At 69.4% G+C, this 15,407-nt stretch carries 12 protein-coding genes; 9 read left to right on the top strand and 3 right to left on the bottom strand.

Annotated features, from left to right (window positions below; translation table 11 throughout):
* Positions 1-246: 246 nt before the first annotated feature.
* From GDJ08_RS05520 to GDJ08_RS05495, 6 genes are all read left to right on the top strand, one after another.
* Positions 247-2,589, top strand: a complete 2,343-nt coding sequence (locus GDJ08_RS05520; RefSeq protein WP_229296446.1) for a putative bifunctional diguanylate cyclase/phosphodiesterase — start codon at positions 247-249, stop codon at positions 2,587-2,589.
* 128 nt (positions 2,590-2,717) lie between these two features.
* Positions 2,718-4,394 carry a sensor domain-containing diguanylate cyclase gene (locus tag GDJ08_RS05515; RefSeq protein ID WP_423669325.1) on the top strand — a complete coding sequence of 559 codons (1,677 nt, stop codon included), beginning with the start codon at positions 2,718-2,720 and terminating at the stop codon, positions 4,392-4,394.
* 54 nt (positions 4,395-4,448) lie between these two features.
* Positions 4,449-5,171 carry a pseudouridine synthase gene (locus tag GDJ08_RS05510; protein ID WP_017354731.1) on the top strand — a complete coding sequence of 241 codons (723 nt, stop codon included), beginning with the start codon at positions 4,449-4,451 and terminating at the stop codon, positions 5,169-5,171.
* 66 nt (positions 5,172-5,237) lie between these two features.
* Complete coding sequence (locus GDJ08_RS05505; RefSeq protein ID WP_136004300.1) at positions 5,238-6,308, top strand: GGDEF domain-containing protein; 1,071 nt, start codon at positions 5,238-5,240, stop codon at positions 6,306-6,308.
* Positions 6,309-6,316: 8 nt separating this feature from the next.
* On the top strand, positions 6,317-7,378 hold the full coding sequence (locus GDJ08_RS05500; protein WP_165699759.1) for a DUF1176 domain-containing protein: 1,062 nt from the start codon (positions 6,317-6,319) through the stop codon (positions 7,376-7,378).
* Positions 7,379-7,453: 75 nt separating this feature from the next.
* A complete protein-coding gene (locus tag GDJ08_RS05495) occupies positions 7,454-8,614 on the top strand; it encodes an AAA family ATPase (RefSeq protein WP_136004297.1) in 1,161 nt (386 codons plus the stop codon).
* A 12-nt stretch (positions 8,615-8,626) separates the two neighbouring features.
* Here GDJ08_RS05495 and GDJ08_RS05490 read toward each other — a convergent pair whose 3' ends face one another.
* Positions 8,627-9,574: a DMT family transporter gene (locus GDJ08_RS05490; RefSeq protein WP_136004419.1), complete on the bottom strand. Its 948-nt coding sequence runs from the start codon at positions 9,572-9,574 to the stop codon at positions 8,627-8,629.
* Between the two features lie 94 nt (positions 9,575-9,668).
* Here GDJ08_RS05490 and GDJ08_RS05485 point away from each other — a divergent pair, with 94 nt between their 5' ends.
* Positions 9,669-10,328: a Pr6Pr family membrane protein gene (locus GDJ08_RS05485; protein ID WP_229296445.1), complete on the top strand. Its 660-nt coding sequence runs from the start codon at positions 9,669-9,671 to the stop codon at positions 10,326-10,328.
* Here the strand turns inward: GDJ08_RS05485 and GDJ08_RS05480 are convergent.
* Positions 10,301-11,119 carry a DUF72 domain-containing protein gene (locus tag GDJ08_RS05480; RefSeq protein WP_153164436.1) on the bottom strand — a complete coding sequence of 273 codons (819 nt, stop codon included), beginning with the start codon at positions 11,117-11,119 and terminating at the stop codon, positions 10,301-10,303. The genes GDJ08_RS05485 and GDJ08_RS05480 overlap by 28 nt on opposite strands.
* Positions 11,116-11,556, bottom strand: a complete 441-nt coding sequence (locus GDJ08_RS05475; RefSeq protein WP_153164435.1) for a VOC family protein — start codon at positions 11,554-11,556, stop codon at positions 11,116-11,118. The genes GDJ08_RS05480 and GDJ08_RS05475 overlap by 4 nt, the downstream gene beginning before the upstream one ends.
* Positions 11,557-11,687: 131 nt before the next feature.
* Between GDJ08_RS05475 and GDJ08_RS05470 the strand changes: the two genes are divergently transcribed.
* Both GDJ08_RS05470 and smrA read left to right on the top strand, forming a co-directional pair.
* Positions 11,688-13,265, top strand: a complete 1,578-nt coding sequence (locus GDJ08_RS05470; protein WP_153164434.1) for a serine hydrolase — start codon at positions 11,688-11,690, stop codon at positions 13,263-13,265.
* 88 nt (positions 13,266-13,353) lie between these two features.
* Positions 13,354-15,186, top strand: coding sequence for a multidrug efflux ABC transporter SmrA (smrA, locus tag GDJ08_RS05465; protein WP_136004287.1), 1,833 nt, complete (start codon positions 13,354-13,356; stop codon positions 15,184-15,186).
* Positions 15,187-15,407: the final 221 nt, after the last annotated feature.

The following is a 15,407-nucleotide window of genomic DNA, read 5'->3' as shown; positions in this document are numbered from 1 at the left end:
CGGGCGGTCCCTGCAACGCCAGCCTCCGGGCTGGCGTTGTCGTTTCCGGGGAGTCACGCCGGGTTTCGCGCCGTCTCAACATGCTTGGTCCTAGCCTCGGCAATGGGCCGCGCAACGGAATCGGTCCCCACACAACGAAAGCGTCCAGGGGAATCGACGATGCTTGGAAGTGGCAGGGGCGGGGGCGTCAGGGAAGTACCGTATCCAACGCGGGGCCTCATCCTGCGTTTCGCGTTGCTGACCGGCATGGCGATCGGCCTGGTCGGCATTTCGGCCCTGATCCAGGAGCTGCAGGCCGCTTCGACGGCGTGGATCGTCGGCCAGAGCCACTGGTCGCGGGCGCAGCAGCACGCCACCCTGGCACTGTCGCGTTACCTGGCCACCGCCGATCCGGACGATCTGGCCGACGCGCGCGCGGCGCTGGCGGTGCCTCTGGGCGACCTGCAGGCGCGGCACGCGCTGGAAGCGCCGGACGCCGACCTGGCGCGGGCGCGCCGGGGCTTCCTGGCCGGCGACAATGCGCCCGGTGACGTCAATCGGCTGATTGTCTCGTTCCGCTATCTCGGGCGCCTGGGCTACTTCCGCGATGCGGTCCGCCTGTGGCGCACGACCGATGCCGACCTGTTGCACCTGCAGGCGCTGGCCGACCAGGCGCAGGCGCTGCACGGCAGTGGGGGCATGACGCCGGCGCTGCACGACGCCCTGCAGGCGCGGCTGCAGGGGCTCGATGTCAGTCTGCGCACCAAGGCCCAGGCTTTCTCGGCGTCGCTGCTGCGTACGTCGGGCATCGTTCGCATGACGACCCTGGTGGTGGGCGGGCTGTCGGTGCTGATGATCACCGTGGTCGCGGTGATGCTGGCGCGCCGGGTGCGCAACGATCTGATCGAGCAGGAAAGCCGCTTCCGCGCCGCGTTCTACCAGGCCACCGTCGGCATGCTCAAGCTGGACATGGGCGGGCGCGTGGTCGAAGCCAACCAGGCAATGGCCGACATCCTCGAGTACCGCCGCGATGCCCTGCTGCACCTGTCGCTGCAGGAGCTGCTGGTGGAGGGCGAACTGGTGGTTGACGGCACCGGCGCGATTGACTGGATGCGCCAGCTGCGGCCGGCCGAACTGCGCTTCCGGCGCGCCGATGGTGGCCTGCTGTGGGGGCGCTGGAGCGGCACGGTGGTGCATACCCGCGGGCGGGAGCCGGCCGCCTTCGCGATTGTCGAAGACGTGTCGCAGAACCATGCGCTGGCGCGCGAGGTGGAGCACCACGCCAGCCACGACCCGTTGACCGGTCTGGTGAACCGGCGCGAGATCGAGCGCCTGATCGAACTGGCGCTGCTCGACGTCCGCGATCGCGGCGGCATGCACGCGCTGTGCTACCTGGACCTGGATTACTTCAAGCTGGTCAACGATGGCCTCGGCCATGCCGCCGGCGACCAGCTGCTGCGCACGTTCGCCGACTACCTGGTGGGCGCGGTCCGCGAAGGCGACTGGGTCGGGCGGCTGGGCGGCGACGAGTTCGCGGTGTTTCTGGCCAATGCCAGCCAGGAAGAAGCCAAGCGCGTGCTGCAGCGGGTGATCCGCACCCTGGGACAGGTCAGTTTCCAGCACGGCGAGGGGGCGCCGAAGGTGAGCTGCAGCATCGGCGTGGTCGAGATCACCGCCGAAGCGCAGGACGTCAACTGGCTCATGAGCGCGGCCGACAGCGCCTGCTACGCGGCCAAAGAAGCCGGGCGCAACCGCGTGCACTGCTTCAATGAAAGCCGCATGGCGCTGGACGAGCGCCGGCTGGAAGCCGAGCGGTTGTCCAGCGTGGCCAGCGCGATTGCCGAGAACCGGATGCTGCTGTACGCCCAGCGCATCGAGCGGGTTGGCGATCCGGGCTTCCTGCATTACGAGGTGCTGGTGCGCATGCGCAGCCCCGAAGGCGCCCTGCAGGGCCCGGGCGAATTCATGAGTGCGGTCGAGCGCTACGGCATGGCGATGGCGCTGGACCGGCACGTGCTGGGGCTGCTGTTCCGCCACCTGCAGGTCTGCCCGGCACATGTGAAGCTGCTTGGCCTGTGCAACGTCAACGTGTCCGCGCAATCCATCGCCGAGCCGAGTTTTCTGGCGTTCGTGACCGATCTGCTGGAGCGCAATCGCGGCCTGGCCACCAAGCTGTGCTTCGAGATCACCGAGACCGCCGCGGTCAGCAACCTGGCGCAGGCGCGGAGCTTCATCGACGCGGTCAAGGCGCGCGGCTGCCGGATGGCGCTGGACGATTTCGGTTCCGGGCTGTCCTCGTTCGGCTACCTGCGGCAGTTGCCGGCGGACATGCTCAAGATCGACGGCATGTTCGTGCGTGACATGGAGTCCGAACCGATCAACCGCGCGGCCGTGCGCGCCATCACCGAAGTGGGGCGCGAGCTGCACATGACGGTGGTGGCCGAATGGGTGGAATCGGCCGATGTGGCCCGTCAACTGGCCGACCTGGGCGTGCAGGGCCTGCAGGGCTACGCGATCGAACGGCCGATTCCACTGGAGCGGATGACCCAGCAGGGGCTGTGGGCAATCCACCCGGGGGCGGCGTCCGACGGCGCGCACGGCCCGGCGTGACGCCCGCTGCGGCGTGCCCGGGTGTGCGGACCGGGTCATCACCGCCGTGGCGGCGGTTCTTGCGATAATCCGCGCCAGGGGCGATGCACGGTGTGTGCGTTGGCGTGAAGCACGGGCAGGACGTTGTTGTGACAGGCAGGCACGGCTGGTGCGGGGAACAGGCGGTAGCGGCGTTGCTGCTGGTGGTGCTGATGCTGTGCGCCTGGCCCACCCGGGCCGATGCGCCGCGGGCCGGCGTGGACTATCTGCTGCTGGGCCAGGCCACGTCCGAGCCGACCCCTCAGCGGGCGTGTGCACCGGGGGTGCTGGCGCGCCACCAGGACGTGCTGTCGATTGCCGCACCCGCGCAGGGCTGGTCCGGTGAGCCGCAGGCGGTGGACGTCTTCGGTGTGCTGTCGGGCGAGGTGCGCATCAGCCACGGCCAACGCCAGGTCTGCGGCAGCATGCATGACGCCCGCACCCGCGATTCGCGCTTCCGTGCCGGCGTCGGCATGGTGGTGGTGCCCAAGGCCGGCGACCGCGAGCCGATCGTGGTGTCCTGGGCCCGGCCGCTGAAGGCGCGCTGGGTGCCGACCCTGCAGCTGGGTGCGCCCAGCCCGGTGCAGCAGAACGACACCGCGCGCCTGCTGGTGCGTGCGGCGTGCATTGCCGTGGCGATCGCCCTGGCACTGTCGGCGCTGATGGGGTTTGCCACCACGCGCGATCGCCTGTTCCTCCTTTACGTCGTGGTCTGCCTGGTGTTCGTGCTGTGGCAGGCCGTGCTCGGCGGGCTGAGCGGCTACCCCGAGCCGTGGCTGCCGGTGCATGACCGCGCCTCCTGGTGGCTGGTGGGGTTGACCGCCTTCTCCGAAGCGCTGCTGCTGCCGATTCTGTGGCGCCTCAATGGCGGCGACCGGCGCTGGCCGCGGTCGCGCGCCTGGCAGCACGCGGTGCTGTGGGGACTGGTCGCAGTGGGCTGCAGCGTGCCCTGGCTGGGCATGCCCGCGCTGGGAACGCTGGCAGCCGCGCTGGAGACGCTGTACCTGCTTGGCTGCGTGCTGTGCCTGGGCGTGGGCGTCTGGGCACTGTGGCGCGGCGATGCGCAGGCGCTGGCCGGCCTGGGCGCGCTGCTGCCGTGGTGGATCCTGATCGTGGCCGAAGCGGTCGGTGCGCGCTGGCTCATCGCCTACCGGATCGAAGCGCTGCAGGTGGCCACGACCTGGTTCCTGATGATGGCGGCCTTCGCGCTCAACCTGCGCCTGGGCCGGCTGCGGCAGCAGCGCGACGAGATGCGCCAGCTGGCCGACACCGACATGCTAACCGGCCTGCCCAACCGCCGGGCCGGGCTGCGCCTGCTGTCACAGTACCTGGAGCAGGCGCGCGTGCAGCCCCAGGCGCTGGCGATCGGCTTCCTGGACATCGACCTGTTCAAAGACATCAACGACCAGCACGGGCATGAAGTGGGCGACCAGGTGCTGGTGGCCGTGGCGCGCGCGCTGCGGACCTCGGTGCGCAACCACGCCGACGTGATCCGGATGGGGGGCGAGGAGTTCCTGGTCCTGCTGCCGGGTGCCGGCCGTGCCGCCGCCGCGGCGCGGCTCGAAGACCTTCGGCTGAAGGTGGCCGCGGTCACCCCGGGGCTCGGCATCCCCGGCCTGAACGTGTCGGCCAGCATCGGTCTGGCGGTGCTGCGTGCCGACAGCGACGACCTGGCCGGCCTGCTGCGCCGTGCCGACCACGCCATGTACTGCGCAAAGCGCGCCGGGCGCAACCAGGTGTTCGACGCCGAGGCGCTGGCCGGACAACCCGATCCGCAGGCGGCGTGAGCCCGATTGCAGGCAAACCCGCAGCCGGGACCGGCTTTGCCGGATAATGGGCGGATGACCATCCGACTCAACAAGTACATCGCCGACACCGGCTTCTGTTCCCGGCGCGAAGCCGACCGCCTGCTCGGCGAGCGCCGCGTCACCGTCAACGGCATCCCCGCCGGCACCGGCGCGGTGGTCGGGGAGGGCGACCAGGTGCTGGTCGACGGCCAGCCGCTTCGCACCCGCGAGGCGAAGAAGCCCGGCGGCCGTCGCCACGTCTATATCGTCCTGAACAAGCCGGTGGGCATCACCTGCACCACCGAAAGCGCGGTCAAGGGCAACATCGTGGACTTCGTCGGCCACGAACAGCGCATCTTCCCGATCGGCCGCCTGGACAAGGATTCCGAAGGCCTGATCCTGATGACCAGCAACGGCGACATCGTCAACCAGATCCTGCGCGCCGAGAACAACCACCAGAAGGAGTATCTGGTGGCGGTCAACAAACCGGTCACCGACGAGTTCCTGCGTGGCATGGCGCGCGGCGTGCGCATCCACGACCAGACCACGCTGCCGTGCCGTGCCAGCCGCATCGCCAAGTTCGGCTTCCGCATCGTGCTGCAGCAGGGCCTGAACCGGCAGATCCGCCTGATGGCCGCCGCGTTCGGCTACCGCGTCACCCAGCTGCGCCGTGTGCGCATCGACAACGTCAAGATCGGCGCGCTCAAGCCGGGCCAGTGGCGCAACCTCACCGACGCCGAACTGCGCGGGCTGTTGCCCAAGCAGTTGGATTGGTGAGGGTCCGCTGACGCCGGCACCGGCGTTGATTGGCTAGACTGCGACCGACTCGCCGGGAGCCGACACATGATCAAACCGTCCAGACCGGACAATGAAGAACAGCGCCTGCAGGCGCTGTTGCGCTATCAAGTGCTGGATACCCCGGCCGAACGTTCCTTCGATGACCTGGTCACCATCGCCACCGCGCTCTGCGGCACGCGCATGGGCGCGGTCACGCTGGTGGACCGCGACCGCCAGTGGTTCAAGGCGCGGCGGGCGCTGGATGTGCCGCAGACCACCCGCGAGATCTCCTTCTGCGGCCACGCCATCCTGCAGCCGGACCAGGTGATGGTGGTGGAGGACGCCCGCGAAGACCCGCGCTTCTTCGACAACCCGATAGTGGTCGACGACCCGCACATCCGCTTCTATGCCGGAGCACCGCTGCTCAGCTTCGAAGGCCTGCCGTTGGGCACGCTGTGCGTGTTCGATGCCGCGCCCGGGCAGTTGTCGCCCGAACGTCTACAGGCACTGTCGGCGTTGTCGCGGCAGGTATCGCTGGTGATGGAACTGCGCCGCTATGCACACGAAATCCAGCAGCACATGAGCGAACGGGCGTGGTATGAGCAACGTCTGTCCGAGTACAACGCGCTGCTGGAACGGCAGAACGCCGACCTTGCCGAGCAGAGCCGCACCGATGCGTTGACCGGCCTGCCCAACCGGCGCGCGATGGGCGCGTTCCTCGATGCGGCGCTGCACGATGCCAACGGAGCACCGCGCGCGGTGTCGGTGGCGCTGCTGGATATCGATCACTTCAAGAACGTCAACGACCTGTACGGCCATGCCAGCGGCGACCACGTACTGGCCGAACTGGGGCGCCTGCTGCGCGCCACCTTCGCCGGCGGTGGCATGGCCGCGCGCCACGGCGGTGAGGAGTTCGTGGTGGTGATGCCCGATACGCCATTGAGCGTGGCCGAAATGCAGTGCGAGTTCCTGCGCGTGGCGGCGGCCGATCTGCCGCTGGGCATACCGCTGACGGTCAGCATCGGCGTGGCCGCCCATCGAGAGGGCGACACGGCGGAACAGACGCTGGCGCGTGCCGATGCCGCGCTGTACCGTGCCAAGCGCGAAGGCCGCAATCGCGTCGTGCCTGCCGAATAAGGATGTTCATGAACGTTGTTTCCGTGGTTTCGCTGCTGGCCGTTGCCCTGGCCACGGCGCTGCCCGCGCATGCCGCCACGCCGGTGTACCGCCAGTTCCAGGACTGGGTGGTGGCCTGCGACAACGTCGCGCGCTGCGTTGTCTCCGGCGCTGCCGAAGCGTTGGATGGGCGCATCACCGTGCAGCGGGATGCCGGCCCGCAGGGCGCCATTGACGTGACCGTGGTGCTGCCCACGCGCGGTGGCAATGCGCCGCTGCGGCTCGACGGCAAGGCCGTGGCGCTGACCGCACCGGGCTGGGCGCGCACGCAGGACGGCGCGGAGTGGGTGGTGCGCCGGACGCGCGGCCTGGCCGACGCACAGGCGTTCGTCGATGCGGTGCGCAATGGGCAGTCGCTGCGCTTCGGTGCCGGCGAGCGCGACGCGATACCGCTGGGCGGGCTGAGCGCCGCGCTGCTGCTGGTCGATGAGACCCAGGGTCGCCTCGGCGGCACCACCGCGCTGCTGCGACGAGGTGCCGCGGCGGCCAGCACGGTGCCGGCCGCGGCGCCGTTGCCGCGGGTGGCGCTGGCGCCGCCGCCCCGGGCCGTCCTCGACGCGGCCACCCAGGCCCGCCTGATCGCCCAGGTGCGGCGCGGCCAGGCGGCCCTGATACAGCGTGAAGACTGCAGCCAGCACGGCGGTGACGACGCCTTCGATGAAGCGGCCGCGTTGGACGATACCCGCGCGCTGGTGCTGATCGAGTGCCTGCGTGGCGCCTACCAGAGCTCCAGCCTGGTGTTCCAGGTGCCGGTAGCCGATCCGTCGCGCGCCACCCGTGTGACGCCGACCCTGCCGTTCACGCTGCCGGGTGTGCGCGCGCGACTGGACATGGTCACATCGGCGGCGTTCGAGGACGGCGTGCTTACCCATTCCGGCCGTGGTCGCGGCATGGGCGATTGCGGCAGCGGCGCGCGTTGGGGCTGGACCGGTACCACCTTTGCACTGCTCGCCTACGAGCACATGGGGGCCTGCCGCGGCGACGATGCGGCCGAATGGCCGGCGCTGTGGCGCACCGCCAACGCCCCCTGACGGCATCGGCCCGGTCGCAGGCGCTGCGACCGCGCCCTTCCACACTGCGCGCTCTCCCTCCTGTCAGGACGCGCCATGCTGCAGACCCTCGCCATCTCGCACTACCGCTCGCTGCATGCGCTGGTGGTGCCGATGCAGCGCCTGACGCTGGTGACCGGCGACAACGGCAGCGGCAAGTCCAGCCTGTACCGTGCGCTGCGCCTGCTGGCCGAAACCGCGCAGGGCGGGGTGGCGGCCGCGCTGGCCCGGGAAGGGGGGCTTGGCTCGGCGCTGTGGGCCGGTCCGGAAGAGATCGACCGGCGCATGCGTACCGGGGAGGTGCCGGTGCAGGGCACCGCGCGCCGCCATCCGGTGTCGCTGAAGCTGGGTTTTTCGGCCGAGGCGTTCGGGTATGCGATCGATCTCGGTCTGCCGGTCCCGGGCCTGTCGATGTTCGACCGGGAACCCCGGATCAAGACCGAGTGCATCTGGGCTGGCCCGTTCCTGCGCAGCGCCAACGCCCTGGTCGAACGGCGTGGCGCGCGGGTGCGTCGCCGCGCCGGGCGTGGCTGGGACCTGCTGGAGGAACCGCTGTCGGCGTTCGACAGTCTGTTCACCCAACTGGCCGATCCGCAGCGCATGCCCGAGGTGATGCAGTTGCGCGACTACATCCGGTGCTGGCGCTTCCATGACCATTTCCGCACCGACATGGCTGCGCCGGCGCGGCTGCCGTGCCTGGCGATCCGTACCCCGGTGCTGGCCAATGATGGCCATGATCTCGCTGCTGCCTGGCAGACCATCGTGGAGGTCGGCGATGTCGCCGGGCTGACCGGCGCGGTGGACGATGCCTTCCCGGGCGCACAGGTGCGGATCGACGCGTACGACGGACGCCTGTCGCTGACGTTCCAGCAACCCGGCCTGCTGCGCCCGTTGGCCGCCACTGAACTGTCCGACGGCACGCTGCGCTACCTGCTGCTGATCGCCGCGCTGTACACACCGCGCCCGCCACCGCTGCTGGTGCTCAACGAACCGGAAACCAGCCTGCACCCGGATCTGCTCCCCGCGCTGGCACGCCTGATCATCGCCGCCAGCGTGCGCAGCCAGGTCTGGGTGGTATCGCACGCGAGCCGTCTGATTGCCGCGTTGCAGGAAGCGCCCGCCTGCCATGCGATCCGGCTGCACAAGGAAATGAGCCAGACGCGCGTGCTGGGCCAGGGGCTGCTGGATGCACCGGCCTGGTACTGGCCGGCGCGGTAATCGCCGCGGCGATCAGTCGGCGATGTTGCGGGCTTCGGCCGTGCCCAGGAGCTCCGGATGCTGGACCGGCTTGCGGCGGTTCAGCAGCGGATGCAGGAACACGGCGCCGACGATGATCGCCACGCCAGCGTAGAACAGCGGTGTGAGTTCGCGCTGTTCGCTGAGCAGCACCATCGCCAGCAGGATCGCGTAGACCGGCTCCAGATTGGTCACCAGCTGCACGGTATAGGCGCTGAGATGGCGCAGCGCCACCAGCGCCAGCGCGAACGGCAGCAGCGTGCACAGGCCGGCCAGGGCCAGCAGCAGCAGACCGTCGTGCAGGTTGGGGACCACCCACAACGGGCTGGCCAGCGCCGGCAGCAGGAACGGCAGCAGCGGCGCCAGCAGCGTCAGCGTCAGCGTGCCGGCGCCCAGCTCCAGGGCGGTGACCGTCAGCGGATCGGCATGGCTGACCAGACGCTTGTTGAGGGACCCGAACACCGCCACCAGCAAGGCCGACAATGCACCGATCAGCACGCCCAGGCGCATGCCGTGGGGCACGCCGCCGACCACCAGCGCCACGCCGGGCAGTACGGCAATACCGAACGCCAGTTCGCGCAGCTGGAAGGGACGTCTGGCCACCCAGGGCTCGATCACGGCAGTGAACACCGGGGCGAGCGCGATGCAGGTCGCCGCGACCGAGGCATTGGCCAGTTTCACCGCGCCGTAGAAGGTCAACCAATGCAGCGCGACCAGCGCGCCGACGCCGCAGTAGCCGGCAAACAGGGCCGGCGAGAGCTGGCGCAGGCCGCGCCAGACACGCGGGAGCAGCGCGAGCATGGCCACCACCAGCAGCATGCGCCACCACACCAGCGGCAGGGCGGGCAGGGTGATCAGCTTGCCGAGGATGGCGGTGACGCCCCACAACAGCACGCAGAAGTGGATTTGCAGCAGCGCTTTGCGGGTGTCGGTCATCGGCATCCGCATATTGTGCGGGAAGCGCGCGGTCATCGCGATCCTGCTGCAGCACCCCGTCGCCGCATGGCATCCTGCGCCAATGGAGACGCCCCACGCCTTGCTCCCCGTTCCGGCCCCGACCGGGGCCGCGCGCGCCTGGGCCGCGCTCACCGGTCTGGTCGCCGTCGCAGCGCTGGCCCTGCAGTACGGCCTGCTGCTGCAGACCGTTGGTGCCGAGGCCGGGAGTGGCCAGGCCACCCTGCGGCTGCTGGGCTACTTCACCATCCTCAGCAACATCGGGGTGGCGGCGGTGTGCCTGGCGCGGCTGCGTGGCAGCCGGAGCGGCCTGGCCGCGCCTGCCCCCAGCGCCGCGGTGGCGCTGTACATCGGCATCACCGGGCTGGTGTACGCGCTGGTGCTGCGCCCGCTCTGGCAACCGCAGGGCTGGCAGTGGTGGGCCGACATCGGCCTGCATACCGCCGTGCCGGTGCTGTACCTGCTGGGCTGGCTGGCCGGGCCGCATGTCGGCCTGCGCTGGCGCCAGCTGGGCGGCGCCCTGGTGTTCCCGGCGGTGTACCTGGGCTGGGCCCTGCTGGTCGGCCGCTGGAGTGGCCACTATCCCTATCCGTTCCTGGACCTGGGCCTGCTGGGTGGGGCCACGGTCGCGCGCAACGCGGCGGTGGTGGCAGCGGCGTTCATTGCCGTGGGGGCGCTGCTGTGGCGGTTGGATGCCCGCCTGGCACACCGCGCTCAGGGGGCGCCGACCCGCCGCAGCTGATCGCGCAGCGCCATCGCCGCGCCGGGATTGCGCTGTTTGGCCGCGCCGATGAACACCACATACACGTCGCGGGAGACAGCCGGCGGTGCATCGGCAACCACATGCGGCAGGTCGGGGTTGTCCTCGCCGCGCGCCCAGCGCATCGCGCGCAGGCACCACTGTTCCAGCGCACGTTCGGGGTAGCCGGCGCGCAGGTTGCCGCGCGCATGCATCAGCCGTGCATAGATGAAGTCGGCGGTGGGGTCGGCGAAGCTGGGATAGTCGGCCGAGCCGCTGTACACCAGGGCGGTGCCGTGCGCACGTGCGGTTGCGATCAGGGCCGGCGTCCACGCCGCCGGATTGCGCACCTCCAGCGCATGCTGCAGGCGAACGCCGCCGGCCTCGCGCGGAAGGCGCTGCAGGAACGCGTCGAACGCCTCCGCGTCGGCCGGATGGCTGTCGCCGAACTGCCAGACCAGCGGGCCCAGCCGGTCGCCCAACGCGGCGATGCCCTCGACGAAGGCATCCACGCGCGCCCCGACCGTGCCCAGGTCGTGGGTCTGGGTAATGGTGCGCGGTGCCTTGGCCGAAAACCGGAAGCCGGCCGGGGTCTGCTCACGCCACTGGGCGTACACCGCCGGCTTCTGTGCGCGGTAGAAGGTGCTGTTGATTTCGATGCATCCGAGTGCGCGGCTGGCATGCGCCAGTTCATCGCGCTGGGGCAGCCCGGGCGGATAGAACATGCCGCCGCGCCAGGCCGGAAACACCCAGCCGCCGATGCCGGTACGGATACGACCGGGCGGTGCGCTCATGCGCCGCCTGCGTGGGCCTGCCAGGGATCGTAACTGCCGAACCACCACAGGTAGCCTTCGGGATCGCGGCAGGCGTAGCCACGACCACCGTAGTCCTGGTCGGCGATCGCGATCACCACCTCGGCCCCGGCGGCAACCGCGCGCGCATGGTGCGCATCGGGGTCGGCCACGATCACGCAGGCGCTCTGGGTCTGGCGGCCGCCGACCTCGTCCGGCTGCACTCTGTGGCGTCCCCATGCGCTGCCGTTGTCCACCGAGCCCAGCATGATCATGCCGTGGCCGTAGACCAGCTGCGCGTGGTGGACGGTGTCGCCATCGGCATACACCGCCTGCGGTTCGAAGCCGAACGCGCGCTGCAGCCAGGCGATCGCCGCCCGGGCGTCGCGGTAGCGCAGGCACGGAATGATGGTGGAGACGGTGTTGGCTGGCGCGGTCATGCAGGCTCTCCGGGGCGGGCCGCCTTCTGGCACAGGCGAGCGTGAAGGGGGCCGCGTTACCATCGTGCGAAACCGGCGACGGGCATCCTGTGGATCTCAACGCCCCCGCGACATGCAACTGGAGACACTGATTGAACACATCCTGGATCGGAGGCGTCGTGCTGCTGGCGTGCGCACCCCTGGCATCGGCGGCCGTGCCGGCCGAACTGCAGCGGCTGGACGCCACGGTCGAGCGCGTCCGCAGTGAATTCGATGTACCCGGCATCGCGGTGGCGGTGGTGAAGGACGGCAAGGTCGTCCTCGAACGTGGTTACGGTGTGCGCGAGCTGGGCAAGCCCGCGCCGGTGCAGGCCGACACGCTGTTCGCGATCGCATCCAACACCAAGGCCTTCACCGCTACCTCGCTGAACCTGCTCGCCGAGCAGGGCAGACTGAAAATGGACGACCGGGTGATCGACCACCTGCCCGGTTTCCGCATGTCCGATCCGTACGTGACCGGCGAGATGCGCATCCGCGACCTGCTCTCGCACCGCAGCGGGCTGAGCCTCGGCGCCGGCGACCTGCTGTTCTGGCCGACCACTACCTACACCAACCAGGAGGTGGTGCAGCGCCTGGCCAAGGTGCCGCTGAAGGCCGGATTCCGCGACCGCTACGCGTACGACAACATTCTCTACGCTGTGGCCCAGCAGGTGATCGAGCAGGTGTCCGGGCAGTCCTACGCGGACTTCCTGCAGCAGCACATTTTCACGCCGGTCGGCATGACCGGCACGCGCTACAACGCCGACCACCTGCAGCCGGGCGACAACGCGGCCGTGGGACACGCCAAATACGACTTCACCGCGCTGCGCACGGTTGCGCCGCTGACCTGGTCCAACAACGCCGGTGCCGGCGGCATCTACTCCAGCGTGCACGACATGGCGCGCTGGATGAATGTGCAGTTGGCCCACGGCGCGCTGGAGAACGGCACCGCGCTGTTCAGCGCCAAGACCCAGAACGCGATGTGGCAGATGATCACCCCGCAGGTGGTGCCCGAGCCGAGCGTGCCGGAGCTGGCCGCGGCACGCCCGAACTTCGCCGGATACGGCGAAGGCTGGAGCCTGAGCGACTATCGGGGCCAGAAACTGGTGTGGCACACCGGCGGCTGGCCGGGCATGGTCTCGCGCGTGACCCTGGTGCCCGAACAGAACCTGGGCATCGTCGTGCTGACCAACCAGGAAGTCGGTGCGGCCTTCAACGCGATCACGATGGATGTGCTGGACGCCTACCTCGCGGCACCGACGACCGACTGGGTCGGCGCGTACGCGGCCGCGGTGGCCAAGGCGCAGGACAAGGCCGACGAGGGGTGGGCCCGGCACCAGGCCGCGCGCGATGCGAAGTCCCGCCCGTCACTGCCGCTGGCCGGCTACGCCGGTGGCTACCGCGATCCGTGGTACGGCGATGTGTTCGTGGAGCAGAAGGCCGGTACGCTGCGCCTGCGCTTCGGCAGGACCGCGCAGCTGGTTGGCACGATGGAGCCGTGGCAGCACGACACCTTCCTGGTGCGCTGGGACGACCGTTCACTGAATGCCGATGCATTCATCACTTTCAGCCTGGACCCGGACGGCAAGGTCCGCGAGGCGCGCATGCAGGCGGTGTCGTCGCTGACCGATTTCAGTTTCGATTTCCAGGACCTGCTGCTGACGCCGATCGCCAACGACGCGAAGGGCTGAACCGCGCGTCCCGCGTGTGGCGCGGGTGAAAACAAAACGCAGGCCGCGGTGGGATAATCGCGGCCTGCTTCTTTTTGTGGGAAATGGAATGTTCCGCTGGTTCGAGTCGCTGATTCCGGTGTTCCCGCCGATCGATGGCCGCATGCCACCGCGCAAGGTGCTGCCGTTCTACGTCCACTACCTGCGGCCGGTATGGCCGGTACTGCTGGCCACGCTGATCGCCGGGCTGCTGCTGGCGCTGGTGGAAGTGGCCATGTTCGACTTCCTCGGCCGCATCGTGGACATGGTGGGCGAGCAGCCCGATCCCGGCTTCTTTGCCGCGCACGCCGACACGCTGCTGTGGATGGCCGGCATCACCCTGATCGCCCGCCCGATCCTGGTCGGCCTGCACAACCTGCTGGTCAACCAGGCGATCGTGCCGGGGCTGAGCAACCGCTCGCGCTGGCTGATGCACAACTACGTGGTGCGGCAGAGCCTGAGTTTCTTCCAGAACGATTTCGCCGGCAGCATGGCCAACCGGGTGATGCAGACCGGCACGTCGCTGCGCGAATCGGCGGTGCAGATGGTCGACTCGCTCTGGTACATCGTGGTCTACACCGGTACCGCGCTGTATCTGTTCGCGCAGGCCGACTGGCGGCTGATGATTCCGCTGGTACTGTGGCTGGCCGCCTATGTGGCGATCATGTGGTACTTCGTGCCGCGCGCGAAGGAGCGCGCGTGGATCGCCTCTGAAGCGCGTTCCAAGGCGATGGGCCGTATCGTCGACGGCTACACCAACATCCCCACGCTCAAGCTGTTCGCCCACGGCGGCCGCGAGCAGGCATACGTGGCCGAGGCGATCGATGAGCTGGCGGTCAAGCACCGTCGCCAGACCCGGATCACCACGTCGATGGACCTGACCATCGCCATCGTCAACGGCTTCCTTATCGCCGGGACCTGTGGGCTGGCGTTGTGGCTCTGGAACGGCGGGCACATCACCGTGGGCGCGATCACGCTGGCGACAGGGCTGGTGATCCGCATCCACAACATGTCCGGCTGGATCATGTGGACCATCAACGGCATCTTCGAGGATATCGGGACGGTGCAGGATGGCATCACCACCATCGCCCAGCCGCTGACCGTGCAGGATCGTCCCGACGCGGTGCCGCTGGAGGTACGCGAAGGCGGGGTGCATTTCGACGACATCCATTTCCATTACGGCAAGACCGGCGGCGTGATCGCCGGTCTCGACCTGGTGGTGGCACCGGGCGAGAGGATCGGTCTGGTAGGCCCGTCCGGCGCGGGCAAGTCGACGCTGGTCAATGTGCTGCTGCGGCTGTACGACCTGGAAAGCGGACACATCCGGATCGATGGCCAGGACATCGCCGGGGTGACCCAGGAGAGCCTGCGCCGGCAGATCGGCGTGGTGACCCAGGACACGTCGCTGCTGCACCGTTCGATCCGCGACAACCTGCTGTACGGACGACCGGACGCGACCGAGGCGCAGCTGCGTGCGGCGGTGTCCAAGGCGCGCGCCGCCAGCTTCATCGAGACGCTGCGCGACGGCGAGGGCCGCACCGGCTACGACGCCCACGTGGGCGAGCGCGGGGTCAAACTGTCCGGCGGCCAGCGCCAGCGCATCGCGATCGCGCGGGTGCTGCTCAAGGACGCGCCGATCCTGGTGCTGGACGAGGCGACCTCCGCGCTGGATTCGGAAGTGGAGGCGGCCATCCAGGACAACCTGGACGAGCTGATGGCGGGCAAGACGGTGATCGCGATCGCCCACCGGCTGTCCACCATCGCGCGCATGGACCGACTGGTGGTCATGGATCAGGGCCGCATCGTGGAGACCGGCACGCACGCCGAATTGGTCGCCGCCGGTGGCCTGTACGCACGGCTGTGGGCCCGCCAGACCGGCGGGTTCGTCGCGGCGGACGCGTGATCCTGATCCTGGTGAAGAAGAGGCATGAAGCCAGTGCTGGCTGCCCTGGTTCCCGGCGGGTGGCCGGCGGAGATGGGCATGCGGGACACGCCGTGAATACGTCCATGTAGGCTCGTAGAAAACATCCATGTTTTCTACGGTCCCGCATACCCATCTCCGCCAGCCACTGACAGTGGCCCGGTGCGTCATCGACAGGCGAACAGCATCGGCACTCGTTGCAG

Origin of the sequence: Stenotrophomonas nematodicola (genome assembly GCF_009467805.1) — a bacterium.
Taxonomy (GTDB): domain Bacteria; phylum Pseudomonadota; class Gammaproteobacteria; order Xanthomonadales; family Xanthomonadaceae; genus Stenotrophomonas; species Stenotrophomonas nematodicola.
Note: the sequence above shows the minus strand (reverse complement) of the source record. Positions and strands in the feature narration are given on the sequence as shown.